Genomic DNA, 17,145 nt, shown 5'->3' on the forward strand with positions numbered 1-17,145 from the left:
CGCTTGAAGCGGCTTTTTTTACGTCCACAACATCAACGCTTCTTGTCGTTCTCGACTTCTTCCGGACGGATCTTGCCGGCCAGCTTGTCCAGCACGCCGTTGACATACTTGTGGCCGTCGATGCCGCCGAAGGACTTGGTCAGCTCGACCGCTTCGTTGATGACGACGCGGTACGGGATTTCCAGGTTGTTCTTCAGCTCGTATGCGCCGATCAGCAGCACGGCGTGCTCCACCGGCGACAGCTCGGCCACGCCGCGGTCCACCAGTGGTGCGAAGGTGGCGCGCAGCGCTTCGGATTCCTTGATGGCGCCGTACAGCAGGTTGGTGAAGTGCTCGGCGTCGGCCTTGTCGAAGCCGTGCGCGGCACGGATGTGGTTGACGACGGTTTTCGCGTCTTCATTGTTCAGCAGCCACTGGTACAGGCCCTGCAGCGCGAACTCGCGCGCGCGGTGGCGCGGCGTGCGGTTCTTGCTCGGGTTGGCGTGCGTAGAGTTGTCGGTCATGATTTCCTGCCTGTTCTTTTTAAATACTGATTATTCTTCTTCGTCGCCGCCGTCTTGCTGGAGTTCTTCCAGCGCGATCGACAGGTTGGCCATTTCCACGGCCACGCGGGCGGCGTCCGCGCCTTTGACGGCCATGCGTACTTCGGCCTGCTCGTCGTTCTCGGTGGTCAGCACGGCGTTGGCGATCGGGATGCCGAAGTCCAGGCCGATGCGGGTAATGCCGGCGCCGGATTCATTCGACACCAGCTCGAAGTGGTAGGTCTCGCCGCGGATGATGGCGCCCAGCGCGATCAGCGCGTCGAACTGCTGCGATTCGGCCAGCTTCTGCAGCACGAAGGGAATCTCCAGCGCGCCCGGCACGGTCACGTGCAGCACGTCTTCGTCGGCCACGCCGAGGTGCTTCAGTTCGGCCAGGCAGGCCGACAGCAGGCCGTGGCATACGTCTTCGTTGAAACGCGCTTGAACGATACCGACACGCAAGCCTTCGCCGGTCAGATTGGTTTCGTAGCTTCCTACGGTCATGGTGCGCCTCTTTTCTGTATATATGAGTGTTGGTTGAACGGAATTACGCGGCCGGCTTGGCAACGTAACCCGTGACTTCGAGGTCGAAACCTGCCATGGAAGGCATTTTACGCGGGCTGGCCAGCAGCTTCATCTGGCGCACGCCAACCGCGCGCAGGATTTGCGCGCCGATGCCATAGTCGCGCAGGCCCATGCTGGCGGCGCGGCCCTGCGGCTTGACGTCCTTGTCCAGCGCGGAGAACTGGCTGAACAGCTGTTCGGCCGTCTCTTCGCAGTTCAGCAGCACGATGACGCCCTGCTCGGACGCCTTGACCGCCTGCATCGAGGCCGAGATGTTCCACGAGTGGGTGGTCGCCTCCGATTCCAGCAAGTCCAGGATGGACACCGGCTGGTGCACGCGCACCAGCGATTCCTTGCCGGCGGCCATGTCGCCGTGCACCAGCGCCAGGTGGGCCGAGCCGGTCGGCGTGTCGCGGAAGGCAATCATGCGGAAGTCGCCGTAGGCGGTCTTCAGCGGACGCTCGGCCACGCGCTGCACGATGCACTCGTTCTGGCTGCGGTAGTGGATCAGGTCGGCAATCGTGCCGATCTTCAGGCCGTGCTCCTGGGCAAATTCCAGCAGGTCCGGCAGGCGCGCCATGGTGCCGTCGTCCTTGACGATCTCGCAGATCACGGACGCCGGAGTCAGGCCCGCCATGGCAGTCAGGTCGCAGCCGGCCTCGGTATGGCCGGCGCGCATCAGCACGCCGCCCTTTTGCGCCTTCAGCGGGAAGATGTGGCCGGGCTGCACGATATCCATCGGCACCGCGTTCTTGGCCACGGCCACCTGGATGGTCTTGGCGCGGTCGGCCGCCGAGATACCGGTGGTCACGCCTTCCGCCGCTTCGATCGACACCGTGAAGTTGGTGCCGAAGGAGGTGCCGTTGCGGGACGTCATCATCGACAGGTCGAGCTGCTTGCAGCGTTCTTCGGTCAGGGTCAGGCACACCAGGCCGCGCGCATGCTTGATCATGAAATTGATCGCTTCCGGCGTGACGAAGTCCGCCGCGAGCACCAGGTCGCCCTCGTTCTCCCGGTCTTCCTCGTCGACCAGGATCACCATGCGGCCAGCGCGCAACTCGGCGACGATTTCTTCGGTGCTGGAGATAGACATTTCAAATCCTTCGGTTCAGGTTTCTTTAACCCTCTATTTTAAAGGATTTGGAGAAACTAATCTGGAACTCCGCCTCGATTCACTCTGTCGGCCCTGAATTGATACCAATGGTAGCGCTACACAGCACTCCGCTTTTCGGGTAAGGTAATGCGTCCACCACTCACCGAATTGCGACCGTGACTGCACAAACGACCACCCTCGCGCCCCGCCTGACCTGGCAACTGGGCGCCGAACTGGGCGAAGGCCCGCTATGGCTGCCCGAACAGCAGCGCCTGTATTTCGTCAACCTGAAGGGCAGCACGCTGCACGCGCTGGACGCGGACGGCGGCCGGCACGCCTGGACCCTGCCGACCTTCATCTGCTGGATCGTGCCGCGCCGGGACGGCGACGGCTTCATGGCCGGCCTGCGCGACGGCGTGGTGCGCCTGTGGCTGGACCCGGCGCTGCGCTTTGAATACGTGGCGCGTCCCACCGAAGGCAAGGCCGGCGTGCGCCTGAACGACGCCAAGGCCGATCCGCAAGGCCGCCTGTGGTTCGGCAGCATGAACGCGGCCGATGTGCACAGCCCGGACGGCCAGCTGTTCCGCCTGGCGCCCGATGGCGAACTGACGGTGGCGCAGGACGGCGTCCACATCTGCAACGGCCCGGCCTTCAGCCTGGACGGCAGCGTGATGTACCACAGCGACAGCCTGCTGAACCGCACTTACGCTTACGACGTGGCCGCCGACGGCGGCCTGGGCCCGGCCCGGTTGTGGCGCCAGTTCGGCGACGGCGAAGGCTCGCCGGACGGCATGACGGTCGACACCGAAGGCTGCGTGTGGATCGCGCAGTGGGGCGGCGGGCGCGTGTGCCGCTACAGCGCGGACGGCGAACTGCTGGCCACCATCGCGATGCCGGTGTCGCAGCCCGCGTCGTGCGTGTTCGGCGGCCCCGACCTGAAGACGCTGTACATCACTACCGCCTGGGAAGGCATGAGCGACGCGCAGCGCGCCGCCGAACCGCTGGCCGGCTCGCTGTTCAGCGTGCAGCTGGAAGTGGGCGGCGTGCCGCCTGCCCGCTACGGCAAATAAGATTCACGGCACCGCATCATCCTCCGGGGCGGCGCCCGCCGCCCCAAGTTCGTCCGCCGCATAAGCTTACTCCCCTCCCCCGCATAAACTAGCGCAATCTTATTCGTTCCACAACGCCGAGCGCGTGGCTAGACTCGCTTGTTCCAGGTACTCATAACCTGTCATAACAGGTCAGCCGCCATGCCGAGCAACAGCTTTCACCCAATTGAACTATCGCCCGTTCCGCTCCACACCCAGATCCGCGAACGTCTGCGCGAGCGCATTCTAGATGGCAGCTACCCTGCCCACGCGCAGCTGCCCGCCGAGAGCGAACTGGGCAGCATATTCGGCGTCAGCCGCATCACCGTGCGGCAGGCGCTGGGCGACCTGCAGAAGGAAGGCATGATCTTCAAGGTGCCTGGCAAAGGTACCTTCGTCTCCAAGCCCAAGGCCTTCCAGGAACTCACGCAGCTGGAAGGCTTCGCCGAAGCCATGTCCCGCATGGGCTATGAAATCTACAACCAGGTCATCAGCCACAGGACGCTGCCGGCGCCCGCCAAGGCCGCGCAAAAACTTGGCCTGGCCAAGGACCAGCCGGTGTGCGAAATCAAGCGCATCCGGCACCTGAACCGCGAACCGCTCTCGCTGGAGGTGACGTATCTGCCGGAAGCCATCGGCGAGCGCCTGCGCAAGGAAGACCTGGCCGGGCGCGATATTTTCCTGATCCTGGAAAACGACTACGGCGTCGCCCTCGGCCGCGCCGACTTGCAGATCGAGGCCACGCTGGCCGACGCCGCCCTGGCGCACGCGCTGCGCGTGACCGAAGGCAGCGCCGTGCTGCGCATGGAGCGCCTGACGCACACCGTCTGCGCCGACGGCACGCAAGCCCCGCTGGACTTCGAGTACCTGTACTTCCGCGGCGACGCATTCCAGTACCGCATGCAAATTGCCCGCCGCAACTAAAACACATTCAGGGAGCACACATGGAAACCCATATTCAAACAGTCGACGTGCTGGTGATCGGCGGCGGCACCGCCGGGCCGATGGCCGCCGTCAAGGCCAAGGAAGCCAACCCCGCTTTGCGCGTGCTGCTGCTGGAGAAAGCCAACGTCAAGCGCAGCGGCGCCATCTCGATGGGCATGGACGGCTTGAACAACGCCGTCGTTCCCGGCTTCGCCACGCCCGAGCAGTACGTAAAGGAAATCACTACCGCCAACGACGGCATCGTCAACCAGGCCACGGTGATGGCCTACGCGCAGGGCAGCTATCCGATGATCGAGGAACTGGACAGCTGGGGCGTGAAGTTCGAGAAGGACGAGAACGGCGACTACGCCATGCGCAAGGTGCACCACATGGGCACTTATGTGCTGCCGATGCCGGAAGGGCACGACATCAAGAAGGTGCTGTACCGGCGCCTGAAGCGCACCCGCGTGGAGATCACCAACCGCCTGGTGGCCACGCGCCTGCTGACGGCGGCCGACGGCAGCATCGCCGGCGCCATGGCCTTCGACTGCCGCAGCGGCGACTTCCACGTGATCCGCGCCAAGACGGTGGTCCTGTCCACCGGCGCGGCCGGCCGCCTCGGCCTGCCCGCCTCCGGCTACCTGTTCGGCACCTACGAGAACCCGACCAATGCCGGCGACGGCTACAGCATGGCCTACCACGCCGGCGCTGAACTGAGCGGCATCGAGTGCTTCCAGATCAATCCGCTGATCAAGGACTACAACGGCCCCGCCTGCGCCTATGTCACCGGCCCGTTCGGCGGCTACACCACCAACGCCAAGGGCGAACGCTTCATCGAGTGCGATTACTGGAGCGGCCAGATGATGCAGGAGTTCTACAACGAACTGCAAGGCGGGAACGGCCCGGTGTTCCTGAAACTGGACCACCTGGCAGAGGAAACCATCAGCACCATCGAGGAGATCCTGCACACCAACGAGCGTCCCAGCCGGGGACGTTTCCACGAAGGGCGCGGCACCGACTACCGCCAGCAGATGGTGGAGATGCATATCTCCGAGATCGGTTTGTGCAGCGGCCATTCCGCCTCCGGCGTGTGGGTCAACGAACACGCCGAGACCACGGTGGCGGGGCTGTACGCTGCCGGCGACCTGGCCTGCGTGCCGCACAACTACATGCTGGGCGCCTTCGTGTACGGCAAGCTGGCGGGCGAAAGCGCTGCGCGCTACTGCGCCGGGCATGAACTGCCCGGGGCGGATGAAGCGCAGATCGCTGCCGAGCGCGAGCGCGTATGGGCTCCGCTGAACCGCAAGGAAGGCCTGCCGCCGTCGCAGGTGGAGTACAAGCTGCGCCGCATGGTGAACGATTACCTGCAGCCGCCCAAGGTGACGCGCAAGATGGAGCTCGGCCTGCAGCGCTTCGAAGCCATTCGCGCGGACCTGGACCGGCTTACAGCAGCCAATCCGCATGAACTGATGCGCGCCATGGAAGTGCATTTCATCCGCGACTGCGCCGAACTGGCCGCGCGCGCCTCGCTGTACCGCACCGAGAGCCGCTGGGGCTTGTACCACAACCGCGTGGACTACCCGGAGCGCAACGACGCCGACTGGCATGTGCACGTGCAGGTGAAGAAAGTGGACGGCGAGATGACGTGCTTCAAGCGGCCCATCGCGCCCTACATCGTGCCGCTGGACGAGCAGGAGAAGTCCGCCTACCAGCGCCTGCGCGTGCGGACCGCCACGCCTGACATCACGCCTGCCGCCGAACCGATTGCCGCCTGAGGAGCCATATGACTATCGCCTTTACCCCATCCAGCGTCCCGGTGCGTGTGGACGACGACCTGTGCATCGCCCACAAGGGCTGCACCGTGTGCGTCGACGTCTGCCCGCTCGACGTGCTCGCCATCGACATTGTGAAAGGCAAGGCCTATATGAAGTTCGACGAGTGCTGGTACTGCATGCCATGTGAAAAAGACTGCCCGACCGGCGCAGTCACCGTCGATATCCCTTACCTGCTACGTTAGGAGAACGCCATGCATCAAAAACTGACCTCCCTGCTGATCGCCGCACTGCTAAGCGGCGCGGCCCACGCTGAAACCATCCGCGTCGCCATCGGCACGCAAGACACCACCATCAACTGCGCCACCGGCGGCCTGCTGATCCGCGAACTGAAGCTGCTGGAAAAGTTCCTGCCGCGCGAGGGCAAGTACAAGGACGCGCAGTACGACATCCAGTGGAAGAACTTCACTTCCGGCGCGCCGCTGACCAATGAAATGGTGGCGGGCAAACTGGATCTCGGCTCGATGGCTGACTTCCCGGGCTCCTTCAACGGCGCGGCCTTCCAGAAGGCGGGCAAGCAAAGCCAGTTCATCACGGTGCTGTCCGGCAGCACGCAAGGCAGCGGCAACGGCATCGTGGTGCCCAAGGCGTCCGCCGTGCAGTCGCTGGCTGAGCTGAAGGGCAAGACCATCTCGGTGCCGTTTGCCTCCACCGCGCACGGCATGCTGCTGCGCGCCGTGAAGGCGCAGGGTTGGGACCCGGAGCGCGATGTGACTATCGTCACGCAGGCGCCGGAAGTGGCGGGCTCGGCGCTGCAGGCCAACAAGATCGAAGCGCACGCGGACTTCGTGCCGTTCGCCGAGCTGTTCCCGCATCGCGGCTACGCGCGCAAAATCTTCGACGGCTCGCAGGCCGGCGCGCCCACGCTGCACGGTAGCCTGGTGGATACCGACTTTGCGAAAAAGTATCCGGAGATCGTGGTCGCTTATCTGCGCGCGGCCATCGAGGCCGAACGCCTGATCGCGGCCGAGCCGGAAAAGTACAGCGAACTGATTGCCAAGGTGACCGGCATCGAGGCGGAAGTGAACTACCTGTTCCACGGCCCGCTCGGCCTGCAGACGCGCGACTTCACATGGAAGCCGGAGTACCGCCAGGCGGTCCAGACTTCCATCGACACGCTGCGCCTGATGAAACGCACCGACGCGGACCTGAACGTGAACAGCTTCATCAACGACCAGTACCTGCGCACCGCGTTCAAGCAGGCCGGCATCGACTACGAAGTGCGCCTGAAAAACTACGCGCGCCAGCCGCTCACCGCCAAGGATGCCGCCAGCGGCAAGGCCATCACGGACTACAAGCGCGTGGCGCAGCTGTGGGTCGAAGGCGAACCGCTGGTGCGCAGCTACGCCAGCACGGAGGCGGCGTTCGGCGAGCTGGCCAAGCTGGAGAAGGCGGGCAAGAAGGTGCGCGTGATGTACGCACATGACCGCAACAGCGGCCTGAAACTGCTGGCCGAGGACGCTTGGTACGTCAGCGCCAGAAAGGAAATCAGCAGCTTCCTGCTGAAAGAAGCCGCCGAGGCATGGGCCAGGCAGAACGGCGGCAAGGTGCTCGATTACAACGCCGCCAAAAGCGCGATCTGACGGAGGGCGGCCATGACAATCGCAGCAACCTCCCCCCCTGGAGCCCTGGCCGCCGCCCCGCCGGCCGGCGGCCAGGCCGTGCCTTCCGCGCGGTCCACGCACCTACCGCCGGCAGGCGCCGCGCCGCAAGCCGCCGGGCAGGCGAACACGCCGGCATCGGTAACCGCATCCGCATCATCGCTGGGCGCTGGCCGCGCGCCCGCCCGGCGGGCGTCGGTTGCTGGCGGCCTGCTGGCATGGGCGTCGCTCGCGCCGCTGCGGCTGGCGTTGCGGCTCGCATCGCTGCTGGCCTGCGTGCTGGCATGGCAATGGGCTTCGACCAACCACCTCAACCTCGGGCTGGTAACGTTCCAGAACGTGCCGCCGCCGGCAGAAGTACTGCGCGCGGGCTGGGACTTGCTGCAGTCGCCGCTGCTGCTAAAGCATCTTGGCGCCAGCCTGGCGCGTGTGTTCGCAGGCTTCGCGGCGGCGGCGCTGGCCGGCATCGCGCTGGGCCTGCTGATCGGCCGCTCGCGCTGGGCCGAGGACGTGCTGCTGCCACCGCTCGAGATGCTGCGCCCCATCCCCGCCGTCGCCTGGATACCGCTTGCCATCCTGATGTTCCCCTCGTCGGAAATGTCGATGATCTTCATCACCTTCACCGGTGCGCTGTTTCCCATCCTGCTCAACACCGTCCACGGCGTGGAGCACGTGGACGCGCGGCTGGTGGCCTCGGCCCGCAGCCTGGGCAGCGACAAGCTGTCCGTGTTCGCCGAAGTGATACTGCCCGGCGCCGCGCCCAGCATCGTCACCGGCCTGGCGATCGGCATGGGCACCGCCTGGTTCTGCCTCGTCACCGCCGAAATGATCTCGGGCCAGTTCGGCATCGGCTACTACACCTGGGCCTCGTACACCATCCAGAACTACGCCGACATCGTGGTCGGCATGCTGGTCATCGGCCTGTTCGGCATGGGCAGCAGCGCGCTGATCAAGCGCGCCGGCCATGCCTGCATGCCTTGGCAGCGCCAGGAAAAGGAGAAATCATGACCATACCGCCTACAACTGCGCAGGAATATGGCCGCATCCGCATGGAGCAACTGCATATCCAGTTCGGGCACGGCGCGCAAGCATTCGAAACCGTGCAGGACATCACGCTGGACGTCGCGCCCGGCGAATTCGTCTGCCTGCTGGGACCTTCCGGCTGCGGCAAATCCACCTTGCTGGGCGCCCTCGCGGGCCATTTGCAGCCCAGCCACGGCAGCATCACCGTCGACGGCCAGGGCGTGCAGGGGCCGCACCCAGAGCGCGGCCTGGTGTTCCAGCAGCACACGCTGTTCCCCTGGAAGAAAGTGCTGCAGAACGTAGCCTTCGGCCTGAAGATGAAAGGCGTGCCGCGCGCCGAGCGCCATGCGCGCGCGCTGGAACTGATCGAACTGGTAGGCCTGTCCGGATTCGAGCACCATTACCCGTCCCAGCTTTCCGGCGGCATGCGCCAGCGGGTGGAAATCGCGCGCGTGCTGATCAATCACCCGCGCGTGATGCTGATGGACGAGCCCTTCGGCGCGCTCGATGCGCAAACGCGGCTGATGATGCAGGAGCTGCTGCTCGACGTCTGGGCGCGCATCAAGACCACCATCGTCTTCATCACGCACGACATCGACGAAGCGCTATTCCTGGCCGACCGCATCCTGGTCATGAGCCCGCGCCCCGGCCGCATCATCGAGGAACTGCGGCTGGACTTCGAGCGCCCGCGCGGCCCGGAACTGGTGACCTCGCCCGAGTTCACGCGCCTCAAGCGGCACTGCCTGGCGCTGCTGCATCCATCGGTGCACGCGCTGCCGCTGGAACGCCTCAGCCCACTCGGCGGCCTGGCCGCCGCTCCCCATCACAGCCTGTCGAGAAAAACCGCATGACCACACTACTGAACGACGACCCGGCCTTGCTGCAGCGCCTGCAGGCCGACGACAGCGGCATCCGCCGCATCGCCCTGCTCGACCTGGCCGATATCGCCGGCGAAGAACACCTGCAGCTGTTTATTGCCGCGCTGCGCGACCCGGCCGCCGAAGTCCGCGTGGAAGCGGCGCGCGCGCTGGAGACATGGGAAAGCCCGGAAGGCGTGGCCGCGCTGGCCATCGCCCTGGCCGACGACGCGGACGAAGTGCGCGCCGCCGCCGCGCAGACGCTGTCCGAACTGAAGGAGCAGTCCTCCGCCGCCGCGCTGCTGCCGCACGCCGCGCACGCCCTGCCCTCGGTCCGCGCCGCCGTGCTGCGCGGCCTGCGCGAACTGCGCGTGCCAGCCAGCCTGCAGCCCGCCCTCGCTGCGCTGGACGACAGCGACGCCGCCGTGCGGCGCGAAGCCGTCTCCGTGCTGGGCTACCTGAAGCACCCCGGCGCGGTCGGTGCGCTGACGGCCGCGGCCAGCGGCGACGCCTCGCCCGACGTGCGCCGCGCCGCCATCGGCGCGCTGGGCTACGCGGCATTGCCGCCCGCTGCCGCTGCCGCGCCACTTTCCGCCGCGGCGGCCGGCCCGGCACGGCCCCGGCCTGGCGCCGGACAAGCGGCGCCGCAGCCCGAGCAAGGCTGCGCCGGCATCGGCGCATACGGCGGCGTGCCGGCGGCCCTGCTGGGCGGCCTTGCAGATCCGTCCTGGCAGGTGCGGGAGGAAGCGGCCGGCACGCTGGGCAAGCTGCGGCTGCCCGCCGGCGCCGCGCCGCTGACTGCGGCACTGGACGACGCTTACTGGCAGGTACGCCTGCGCGCAGCGCGCAGCCTGGGCCGCCTGCGCCATGCCGGCGCAGTGCCCGCCTTGTCCGCCGCGCTGACGCACGCCATCGGCAACCTGCGCAAGGAAGCGGCGCTGGCGCTGGGAGAAATCGGCGACAGCGCCGCCCTGCCGGCGCTGGCCGCCATCGAACAGGACCCGGATCCCGAAGTGCGCAAGGCCGCCCGCATCGCCATCGCACAGCTCCGGCAGCAGGCCACCCCATGACGATCCAGGCCATCAGCAACCATCCGAAGCTCGGCACGCTGGAACTCGTGCTGGACGGCGGCGCCAGCCGCACGCTGACGCACGCCGCGCTGCGCGACGGCTGCCGCTGCGCCGACTGCACCGCATTGCGCCGCGCCGGCACCCCGTTGCAGGCCGACGGCGCCATTCGCCTGCTGGCCATCGAAGCGGTGGGCGCCTACGGCGTGCAGCTGGTGTTCAGCGACCGGCACGACCGGGGCATCTACCCGTGGATTTACCTGGAGCAATTGTCGAACAGCGGCACAGCTCTCCCTTAAGTGAGCGGCGCGCATTCCCGGTTCGGCATAGGATGGTGACTCCCGTAACCCACAATGAGGAGGCACTATGAAGACTCACGGATCGGCCGTCTGGTCGGGCGGCATCAAGGATGGCAAGGGCGCCATCAGCACGCAAAGCGGCGCCATGAAGGATTACCCTTACGGCTTTGCCAGCCGCTTCGAGGGCAAGCCAGGCACCAACCCGGAGGAATTGATCGGCGCCGCGCACGCGGGCTGCTTCACGATGGCGCTGTCGCTGATCCTGGGAGAAGCCGGGCTGACCGCCGAAAAAATGGATACCAAGGCGGAAGTGACGCTCGACAAGGTGGCCGACGGCTTCTCCATCACCGCCGTGCACCTGACGCTGCAGGCGAAAATCCCGGGCGCCGACAAGGCCACCTTTGACGAATTGACCGCCAAGGCCAAGGCGGGCTGCCCGGTATCGAAACTACTGAACGCCAACATTACGCTGGACGCGACCCTGCTCTGATTTACTTACCCGCCGACAGCATGCGTTCGACGTAGCGGGCGATCAGGTCGATCTCCAGATTGACCTTGCCGCCCACCGTCAGGTGCTTGAGCGTGGTGACGGAAATGGTGTGCGGGATCAGGTTGATCGAGAACTGGCACACCATGCCGTCGCCGCTGCCGATGTCGTTCACCCGGTTGACGGTCAGCGACACGCCGTTGACCACCACCGAGCCCTTGAACGCCAGGAACTTGGCCAGGTCGCGCGGCGCTTCGATCACCAGCTCCCACGATTCGCCCACCGGCTCGAACTTGCGTACCACGCCCAGGCCGTCCACGTGGCCGGACACCAGGTGGCCGCCGAGCCGTTCGGCCAGGGTCAGCGCCTTTTCAAGGTTGACTTCGGAGGTGCCGTCCAGTCCCACGGTGCAATTCAGGCTCTCGCGCGAGACATCGACCTTGAAGGTGGTGTCGGTTTTCTCGATGACGGTCATGCAGGCGCCGTTCAGGGCGATCGAGTCGCCCAGGGCGACATCGGCCAGCGGCAGGCCGCCGGCGTCGATTTCCAGGCGCACGCCTGCGTCATGGCCGCCTTCGAGGGGCTGGACCGAAGTGATTTTGCCGACTGCGGCAACAATTCCAGTAAACATGGTGCTATCTCATTGTGAAGTGAATCTGGCAAGGATACGCAAATCTGCGCCGATCTGCTGAACCTGGTGGAATTTCAGGCTCTTGCGCCCGCTTAATTCCGTCAGCGCGGGCAAGGCGAACATGCCCTGGGCGTCGCCCAGCAGCATGGGCGCCAGGTAGACCAGCAGCTCGTCCACGCAGCCTTCCCGTATCAGGGAGCCATTCAACTTGCCGCCCGCTTCCACGTGCAGTTCGTTGATCTGGCGGTGCCCCAGTTCGCGCATCAGCTCCGCCAGGTCCACCTTGCCGTGCGGATTGGGCAGCGTGATGATCTCGGCGCCCACGGCGCGCAGCGCGGCTTCCTTTTCAGGGTCGCCGACGGCAGCCACCACCCAGGTGCCGCCGCCTTCGAGCACGCGCGCGGACGGACTGATGTCCAGGCGGCTGTCCACCACGACGCGGCGCGGCTGGCGCGGGGTGTCCACCGAGCGCACGGTCAATTGCGGATCGTCCGCCTTGACCGTGCCGATGCCGGTCAGGATGGCGCAGGCGCGTGCGCGCCAGGCGTGGCCGTCGGCGCGCGCCTCGGGGCCGGTGATCCACTGGCTCTGGCCATTGTGCAGCGCCGTCATGCCGTCCAGGCTGGCGGCGGTTTTCATGCGCACCCACGGCAGGCCGCGCGTCATGCGCGAGAAGAAACCGATGTTCAGCTCATACGCCTGCTGCGCCAGCAAGCCACTGGAGACCTCGATGCCGGCCGCCGCCAGCTTGGCCAGGCCCTGTCCCGCTACCAGCGGATTCGGGTCCTCCATTGCAGCGACCACGCGGCCCAGGCCCGCACGCACCAGCGCGTCCGAACATGGCGGCGTACGGCCGTGGTGGTTGCACGGTTCGAGCGTGACGTAAGCGGTGGCGCCGCGCACGTCGTGGCCGCGCGCCTGCGCGTCCTTCATGGCCTGGATTTCCGCATGGTCCTGCCCGGCAGGCTGGGTTACGCCGGCGCCGATCACCCGGCCGCCGCGCACGATGACGCAGCCGATGCGCGGGTTGGGCGAAGTGGTGTACAGCCCCTTGGCGGCCCATTCCAGGGCCAGCGCCATGCCTTCGGTGTCGTTGTTGATTTCCACTGTTTCGCTTGTCTAATCTGCGCTGGTGCAGACATCCGGCTGCGCGACGGGATCGCACACCCTTACCCGGCCCAGCATGTTGATCTTGATGAGGCGTTTGTGCTCGCCGGCTTCCAGCGTCAGCGTGCCCCAGCGCGCCGCCTGGCTGTTGCCAGCCTGGCAGCTGCGCCCAGCGCCATTATAGGCAAGATATTGCGCGCCCGTGCCGGAAGTGAAGCGCGAAGCGAGATGGACGCCGTCCGCCAGTGCCTGCTGGACGGCGATGCGCTCCTCGCCCGGGTCGGGACGGCGGTTGGCGTTGAGGTCGGCAAAAATGGTCCAGCCGTGCTGCCAGGCCGCGCCGCTCGGGTCGGCGGGCGCCATCAGCACCACGCCTCCCCGCGCAATGGCCATGGAGCGGGTCAGGTCGATGGCGCCCAGCAGGTCGTTCAGGGCGGCGCGCAGTTGCTGCTTTTGCAGCACGGCTTGCAGGCTGGGGGCCGCGGCGCCGGCCAGGATGGCGGCAACCGCCAGCGCAACCAGCAGCTCAATCAGCGTGTGCGCGGACGCGCTGCGGCGAGGGGGCAATCGGAGCGGCGACAGGCGCGGCGACGGCAAGCGGAGCGACGGCATGTGGACGGCCTGCATGCTGACGCCCTGCGCCGAGCCGGCCTGCGCGCGGTCTGCGGCATGGCCGCCGCTTAGTGCCAGCAGCGCACGCCCTGGCCTGTCGCCAGACGCAGGCCGGTGCTGGTCAGTATCAGATTTCCGCATTCGTCGTCCTTGTAATTCGCGTCCACCTGGCTTGTGCCCGGCGAGGCAATCAGCTGCACGCAGTTTTCAATGGTGTCGTCATCGCAGGCTTTCGCCTCTATCTCGTAGGCGCTGCCGGCCGCGCTGGCCCCGGACCACCATTTGAACTGTCGCTCGGCCGGCTCGGTGGAAGCAGGAGAAAACACAATGTAGCTGTTGTGGGCACTGAAGTAGCGCTCTTGCTGCTGCATCAGCAACTGCAAGGCGGCCTGCCCTTCCACCCGCTTGCTGCGCAGGACGAACTGGCTATAGGACGGATAGGAGAAGGCGGCCAGCACCATGCCGATCACCAGCACAATGAGTACCTCCAGCACGGTCCAGCCCTCGCTGCGGCAAGTGCTCATGGCCGCCCCGCCCTCGCCCGCGCAGCGCGGTGCAGCTCACGCCAGTTCGCCACCTCGCGCCAGCCGATGCGGCCGGCAGTGACCACGGCACGGGTCCGCGTTGACGCCGGCGCACTCGCCGTCCGCGCGCCCAGGTTGACGGCCGTGATGCGTTTGGCCACAGCAGAACGGCCCCCGGCCTGGCGTGCGGCCGGCGCCGTGGCCGTCACGATCGCCGCCGGCGCTCCGGGCAGGTGGTCCGCCAGCAGGCTGCCGGCCGGTTCACCGGACATGGGCAGTCCTTCGCTGTTTGGCGCCAGCCCGGTCAGCACATCCATCGCGTAACTGCGGCTGGCGATCGGCGCGCAGGCGCTGGCGCCGGTGATGACCGTGTTGAAGAAGACCTGCCCCTGCGCCGCCGATGCGCCGGTGACGCTGCGCTCGCCACCTGCTGTGCCGGTAAAGTCGACATACCAGCCCTGCTGGCCGGCGGCGCCGCCATACGTGAAGGCGCGGCCCTGCAGTTCGAGCATGGCGGCGCCGGGCAAGCCTTCAAGAGTGCGCTCGGCGAGATCCGCCCTGCCGAGTGGCCAGCCTGTGCCTGGTGTCGCCGCGGCCGGGGTGCGGGCTTGCGCGGTGGCAGGAACCTCGGCAGCGATGCCGATAACGGACGCGGTACGGGCGGCGGAAGCTAGATAGCCTTCCGACGCGGCGCGGACGCCCGGGCTATCGTCCAGCACTGCATAGAACGATTGCTGGGCGTAGTTGGCCGGATCGCGGTCGCGCGCGCCAAAGAGCTGGCCGGTCCCGAACAGGATCAGGTAGCCGCCGTCCGGCGCATTGACGGCGCGCGGCTGGCCGGCAATTGGCTGCCGCGTGCGATTGGCGTCCCGCGCCACGAACACCGGCCCCTCGGCAGCACTGCGCCAAGGCGCACCGCCACTGAAATTGAAGCGCCACAGGTTGCCCTGCAAGTCGCCCGCATAGGCAAAGCGCACGGCGCCGCTGCGGTCCAGCACAAGCGCGGGCGCGCTTAGCGCATTGACGCGTCCCGGCTCGCCTGCGGGCGCGTGCAGGCGATAGTAGTTGCGGTTCAGGCGCCAGGCTTCGCCGGCAGGCTTGTCGAGCGCGAGCAGGAACAAGGCACTCGCATTGCCGGCATCGGCATGGCCGTCGGCCGCGTGGTTATTGACGCCGCTGCTGACGATGGCGAAATGGCGGACGTCGTCCGCACCGCTGCTCAGGCGTAGCCGGGCCAACTGCGGCAGCGACGTGACATTGCCCATCGCAGCGTCGTCCCGGTCGGTGAACTCCCACAGCGCGCCGCCGCCCTGCGGAAAGGTGGACGGGCTGGTGACGTCCAGTGCGAACACGCCTTGGGCGCCGGCCCCCATGGCCGATATCAGCACCGTTTTCCAGGCGCCCGCCATCTGCGCGTCCGCCACGCCGGCCGGGCCGTCCACGAAAGCGCTGTGCTCATAGCCTTGCTCGGGCAGCAGGTTCAGCTGGGAAAACAAGGCGTCCGGCACATAGGCGAACAGCTCGGCGCCGCTGGCAGCATCGAACGCGTGCAGCATGCCGTCGTTGGCGCCAAGATACACGGCCGGGCGGCGCGACCGCTTGCTGTCGTAGAAAGTCCGATAGCTGACACTGCCAGCGGCAGGCGCGCCGGCATCGGGGGGGCCGGCATACACGGGGATGCTGTTCACGGCATCGCCAAGGATGCTGCTGCGCGCGCGGAACAGGCGGCCTTCCTGGCTGCGGTCGCCGCGCAGCCAGGCCAGGCGCTGCTTGCCCCTTTGGTCGGACGCTGTCGGCGCCGGCGGCGGTGCGCGGTTCAACGCAGTACGCTGCGCTGCGGAGAGCTGATCCCACGCCAGCGGAACGGTCTGGCGCACGCCCTGCACCACCTTGGACGTGTAAATGCGGCGCGCATTGGACGCATCCGGCAAGGCGTCCAGCAAGGCAGCGGCATCCCATTGAGGGGGCGAGAGCTGCGGCACACCCGAATCGTCCATGCTGAGTGCAGAACGGGTGAAGTGCCCGCTCCATCCGTCCGGGCGCGCGCTGGCCTGAAACACGGCCATGCCGGAAGGTGTGGACGCCACCAGCGCCGCAGCGCGCACAGCGTCGGGGCGCGGCACGCAGCCGGCGCCCAGCGGTTCCGACGCCAGCTCCACCAGCGGTGGCGACGCCGCGGCGGCAGCGTGCTCCGTAACGCGGCCGACCGCAGCCGCTTGCGCCATGGCAGCCGCAGCAGCAATCGCCAGCCCCGCCCACGCTCGGCAGGACCACTTGCCAGCGTGAATGCTCATGGCATACCTCCCCCATCCGCCCGCCGGTAGCTCCCCTGCAGCACGACTTCAGTCGACTCTTTCGCACCGAATCCGATGGCGGTCACCCGGTAGAAGTAATGCATAGCGCCCGCATCTTCACCGGGCGGATGGTAGGGTACGCGCTCAATGATGTAGCGGGGCCGCTTGAACGGCAGAAAGCCCTGCCCCGTCTCCATGATCGCTCCCGTGTAGCGTCCGAACGGCACCGAGCGCGTGGCCGCGCCGTCGTCGCCGAGATCGACGGCTTCCCATACAGGAGCATCGCCGCCGGTGTAGGCGCACAAGCCCAGCGCCGGATTGTCGGTCCCCATGCCGCAGTCCGGAACAAACCCCAGGCCATTGCCGGCGGCCAGCAGTGCAGTACGGGCCGGCGCGCTGGCGGCGCCGCCATTGATTTCCCTTTCCGCGTCGGCCAGCGCATCCTCCGCAGCTTGCAGCGCAACGTAGCGGTCCCGCTCCGCGCGCGCCGCCTTCTCGCCCAGCATGGCAGTGCGCGCGGCGGAAGCGCCCAGCAACAACACGGCTATCAGCATCAGCAGCGTCACCAGCAAAGCCATGCCCTGCTCGGCCAGCACAGCGCTGCCACTCATTTGCCTGAAG

Annotated in this window: 19 protein-coding genes; 10 read left to right on the forward strand and 9 right to left on the reverse strand. The window is 66.9% G+C overall.

Going from position 1 to position 17,145, the window contains the following annotated elements; genetic code table 11:
* Positions 1 to 32: 32 nt before the first annotated feature.
* Genes nusB through ribBA form a run of 3 tightly spaced genes read right to left on the reverse strand, consistent with a single transcriptional unit; the run spans position 33 to position 2,178 of the window.
* The gene (gene nusB, locus AC6H42_RS21320) at positions 33 to 503 is read right to left on the reverse strand and encodes a transcription antitermination factor NusB (protein ID WP_057157791.1); all 471 of its coding nucleotides are present in this window, start codon (positions 501 to 503) and stop codon (positions 33 to 35) included.
* 30 nt (positions 504 to 533) lie between these two features.
* Positions 534 to 1,025 carry a 6,7-dimethyl-8-ribityllumazine synthase gene (gene ribH / locus AC6H42_RS21325; RefSeq protein WP_057157790.1) on the reverse strand — a complete coding sequence of 164 codons (492 nt, stop codon included), beginning with the start codon at positions 1,023 to 1,025 and terminating at the stop codon, positions 534 to 536.
* A 43-nt stretch (positions 1,026 to 1,068) separates the two neighbouring features.
* Positions 1,069 to 2,178 (reverse strand): bifunctional 3,4-dihydroxy-2-butanone-4-phosphate synthase/GTP cyclohydrolase II, encoded by a 1,110-nt coding sequence (gene ribBA, locus AC6H42_RS21330; RefSeq protein WP_057157789.1) that lies wholly within the window; start codon positions 2,176 to 2,178, stop codon positions 1,069 to 1,071.
* Between the two features lie 176 nt (positions 2,179 to 2,354).
* Here ribBA and AC6H42_RS21335 point away from each other — a divergent pair, with 176 nt between their 5' ends.
* The 10 genes from AC6H42_RS21335 (at position 2,355) to AC6H42_RS21380 (ending at position 11,359) form a co-directional block, all read left to right on the forward strand.
* The gene (locus AC6H42_RS21335; RefSeq protein WP_497548892.1) at positions 2,355 to 3,248 is read left to right on the forward strand and encodes an SMP-30/gluconolactonase/LRE family protein; all 894 of its coding nucleotides are present in this window, start codon (positions 2,355 to 2,357) and stop codon (positions 3,246 to 3,248) included.
* A gap of 180 nt (positions 3,249 to 3,428) precedes the next feature.
* Complete coding sequence (locus AC6H42_RS21340; RefSeq protein WP_057157788.1) at positions 3,429 to 4,190, forward strand: GntR family transcriptional regulator; 762 nt, start codon at positions 3,429 to 3,431, stop codon at positions 4,188 to 4,190.
* Between the two features lie 20 nt (positions 4,191 to 4,210).
* Positions 4,211 to 5,965 carry a fumarate reductase/succinate dehydrogenase flavoprotein subunit gene (locus AC6H42_RS21345; protein ID WP_057157787.1) on the forward strand — a complete coding sequence of 585 codons (1,755 nt, stop codon included), beginning with the start codon at positions 4,211 to 4,213 and terminating at the stop codon, positions 5,963 to 5,965.
* 8 nt (positions 5,966 to 5,973) lie between these two features.
* Positions 5,974 to 6,207: a 4Fe-4S dicluster domain-containing protein gene (locus tag AC6H42_RS21350; RefSeq protein ID WP_057157786.1), complete on the forward strand. Its 234-nt coding sequence runs from the start codon at positions 5,974 to 5,976 to the stop codon at positions 6,205 to 6,207.
* 9 nt (positions 6,208 to 6,216) lie between these two features.
* The gene (locus tag AC6H42_RS21355) at positions 6,217 to 7,605 is read left to right on the forward strand and encodes an ABC transporter substrate-binding protein (RefSeq protein ID WP_497548893.1); all 1,389 of its coding nucleotides are present in this window, start codon (positions 6,217 to 6,219) and stop codon (positions 7,603 to 7,605) included.
* 228 nt (positions 7,606 to 7,833) lie between these two features.
* Positions 7,834 to 8,631, forward strand: a complete 798-nt coding sequence (locus AC6H42_RS21360; RefSeq protein ID WP_497548902.1) for an ABC transporter permease — start codon at positions 7,834 to 7,836, stop codon at positions 8,629 to 8,631.
* Positions 8,628 to 9,497: an ABC transporter ATP-binding protein gene (locus AC6H42_RS21365; RefSeq protein ID WP_497548894.1), complete on the forward strand. Its 870-nt coding sequence runs from the start codon at positions 8,628 to 8,630 to the stop codon at positions 9,495 to 9,497. Before AC6H42_RS21360 ends, AC6H42_RS21365 begins: the two co-directional genes overlap by 4 nt.
* Positions 9,494 to 10,573 carry a HEAT repeat domain-containing protein gene (locus tag AC6H42_RS21370; protein ID WP_497548895.1) on the forward strand — a complete coding sequence of 360 codons (1,080 nt, stop codon included), beginning with the start codon at positions 9,494 to 9,496 and terminating at the stop codon, positions 10,571 to 10,573. The genes AC6H42_RS21365 and AC6H42_RS21370 overlap by 4 nt, the downstream gene beginning before the upstream one ends.
* Positions 10,570 to 10,869, forward strand: coding sequence for a DUF971 domain-containing protein (locus AC6H42_RS21375; protein WP_057157782.1), 300 nt, complete (start codon positions 10,570 to 10,572; stop codon positions 10,867 to 10,869). The genes AC6H42_RS21370 and AC6H42_RS21375 overlap by 4 nt, the downstream gene beginning before the upstream one ends.
* A gap of 67 nt (positions 10,870 to 10,936) precedes the next feature.
* The gene (locus tag AC6H42_RS21380; protein WP_057157781.1) at positions 10,937 to 11,359 is read left to right on the forward strand and encodes an OsmC family protein; all 423 of its coding nucleotides are present in this window, start codon (positions 10,937 to 10,939) and stop codon (positions 11,357 to 11,359) included.
* 1 nt (position 11,360) lies between these two features.
* Here AC6H42_RS21380 and AC6H42_RS21385 read toward each other — a convergent pair whose 3' ends face one another.
* The 6 genes from AC6H42_RS21385 to AC6H42_RS21410 form a co-directional block, all read right to left on the reverse strand.
* Entirely contained in the window at positions 11,361 to 11,987 is a 627-nt protein-coding gene (locus tag AC6H42_RS21385) for a riboflavin synthase (RefSeq protein WP_057157780.1), read from the reverse strand.
* A gap of 9 nt (positions 11,988 to 11,996) precedes the next feature.
* The gene (ribD, locus tag AC6H42_RS21390) at positions 11,997 to 13,094 is read right to left on the reverse strand and encodes a bifunctional diaminohydroxyphosphoribosylaminopyrimidine deaminase/5-amino-6-(5-phosphoribosylamino)uracil reductase RibD (RefSeq protein ID WP_497548896.1); all 1,098 of its coding nucleotides are present in this window, start codon (positions 13,092 to 13,094) and stop codon (positions 11,997 to 11,999) included.
* Between the two features lie 12 nt (positions 13,095 to 13,106).
* Positions 13,107 to 13,706 carry a GspH/FimT family pseudopilin gene (locus tag AC6H42_RS21395; protein ID WP_497548897.1) on the reverse strand — a complete coding sequence of 200 codons (600 nt, stop codon included), beginning with the start codon at positions 13,704 to 13,706 and terminating at the stop codon, positions 13,107 to 13,109.
* Positions 13,707 to 13,774: 68 nt separating this feature from the next.
* A complete protein-coding gene (locus tag AC6H42_RS21400; protein ID WP_057157778.1) occupies positions 13,775 to 14,230 on the reverse strand; it encodes a type IV pilin protein in 456 nt (151 codons plus the stop codon).
* The gene (locus AC6H42_RS21405) at positions 14,227 to 16,524 is read right to left on the reverse strand and encodes a pilus assembly protein (protein ID WP_497548898.1); all 2,298 of its coding nucleotides are present in this window, start codon (positions 16,522 to 16,524) and stop codon (positions 14,227 to 14,229) included. The genes AC6H42_RS21400 and AC6H42_RS21405 overlap by 4 nt, the downstream gene beginning before the upstream one ends.
* Complete coding sequence (locus AC6H42_RS21410; RefSeq protein WP_497548899.1) at positions 16,521 to 17,135, reverse strand: pilus assembly PilX family protein; 615 nt, start codon at positions 17,133 to 17,135, stop codon at positions 16,521 to 16,523. The genes AC6H42_RS21405 and AC6H42_RS21410 overlap by 4 nt, the downstream gene beginning before the upstream one ends.
* Between the last annotated feature and the right edge of the window lie 10 nt (positions 17,136 to 17,145).

Source organism: Massilia sp. NBRC 108631 (assembly GCF_059704565.1).

Excerpts from the sequence above, each read along its gene's own strand:
- nusB (WP_057157791.1), bottom strand. The coding sequence starts at position 503 with ATGACCGACAACTCTACGCACGCCAACCCGAGCAAGAACCGCACGCCG.
- ribH (WP_057157790.1), bottom strand. The coding sequence starts at position 1,025 with ATGACCGTAGGAAGCTACGAAACCAATCTGACCGGCGAAGGCTTGCGT.
- ribBA (WP_057157789.1), bottom strand. The coding sequence starts at position 2,178 with ATGTCTATCTCCAGCACCGAAGAAATCGTCGCCGAGTTGCGCGCTGGC.
- AC6H42_RS21340 (WP_057157788.1), top strand. The coding sequence starts at position 3,429 with ATGCCGAGCAACAGCTTTCACCCAATTGAACTATCGCCCGTTCCGCTC.
- AC6H42_RS21345 (WP_057157787.1), top strand. The coding sequence starts at position 4,211 with ATGGAAACCCATATTCAAACAGTCGACGTGCTGGTGATCGGCGGCGGC.
- AC6H42_RS21350 (WP_057157786.1), top strand. The coding sequence starts at position 5,974 with ATGACTATCGCCTTTACCCCATCCAGCGTCCCGGTGCGTGTGGACGAC.
- AC6H42_RS21355 (WP_497548893.1), top strand. The coding sequence starts at position 6,217 with ATGCATCAAAAACTGACCTCCCTGCTGATCGCCGCACTGCTAAGCGGC.
- AC6H42_RS21365 (WP_497548894.1), top strand. The coding sequence starts at position 8,628 with ATGACCATACCGCCTACAACTGCGCAGGAATATGGCCGCATCCGCATG.
- AC6H42_RS21370 (WP_497548895.1), top strand. The coding sequence starts at position 9,494 with ATGACCACACTACTGAACGACGACCCGGCCTTGCTGCAGCGCCTGCAG.
- AC6H42_RS21375 (WP_057157782.1), top strand. The coding sequence starts at position 10,570 with ATGACGATCCAGGCCATCAGCAACCATCCGAAGCTCGGCACGCTGGAA.
- AC6H42_RS21380 (WP_057157781.1), top strand. The coding sequence starts at position 10,937 with ATGAAGACTCACGGATCGGCCGTCTGGTCGGGCGGCATCAAGGATGGC.
- AC6H42_RS21385 (WP_057157780.1), bottom strand. The coding sequence starts at position 11,987 with ATGTTTACTGGAATTGTTGCCGCAGTCGGCAAAATCACTTCGGTCCAG.
- AC6H42_RS21395 (WP_497548897.1), bottom strand. The coding sequence starts at position 13,706 with ATGCCGTCGCTCCGCTTGCCGTCGCCGCGCCTGTCGCCGCTCCGATTG.
- AC6H42_RS21400 (WP_057157778.1), bottom strand. The coding sequence starts at position 14,230 with ATGAGCACTTGCCGCAGCGAGGGCTGGACCGTGCTGGAGGTACTCATT.
- AC6H42_RS21405 (WP_497548898.1), bottom strand. The coding sequence starts at position 16,524 with ATGAGCATTCACGCTGGCAAGTGGTCCTGCCGAGCGTGGGCGGGGCTG.
- AC6H42_RS21410 (WP_497548899.1), bottom strand. The coding sequence starts at position 17,135 with ATGAGTGGCAGCGCTGTGCTGGCCGAGCAGGGCATGGCTTTGCTGGTG.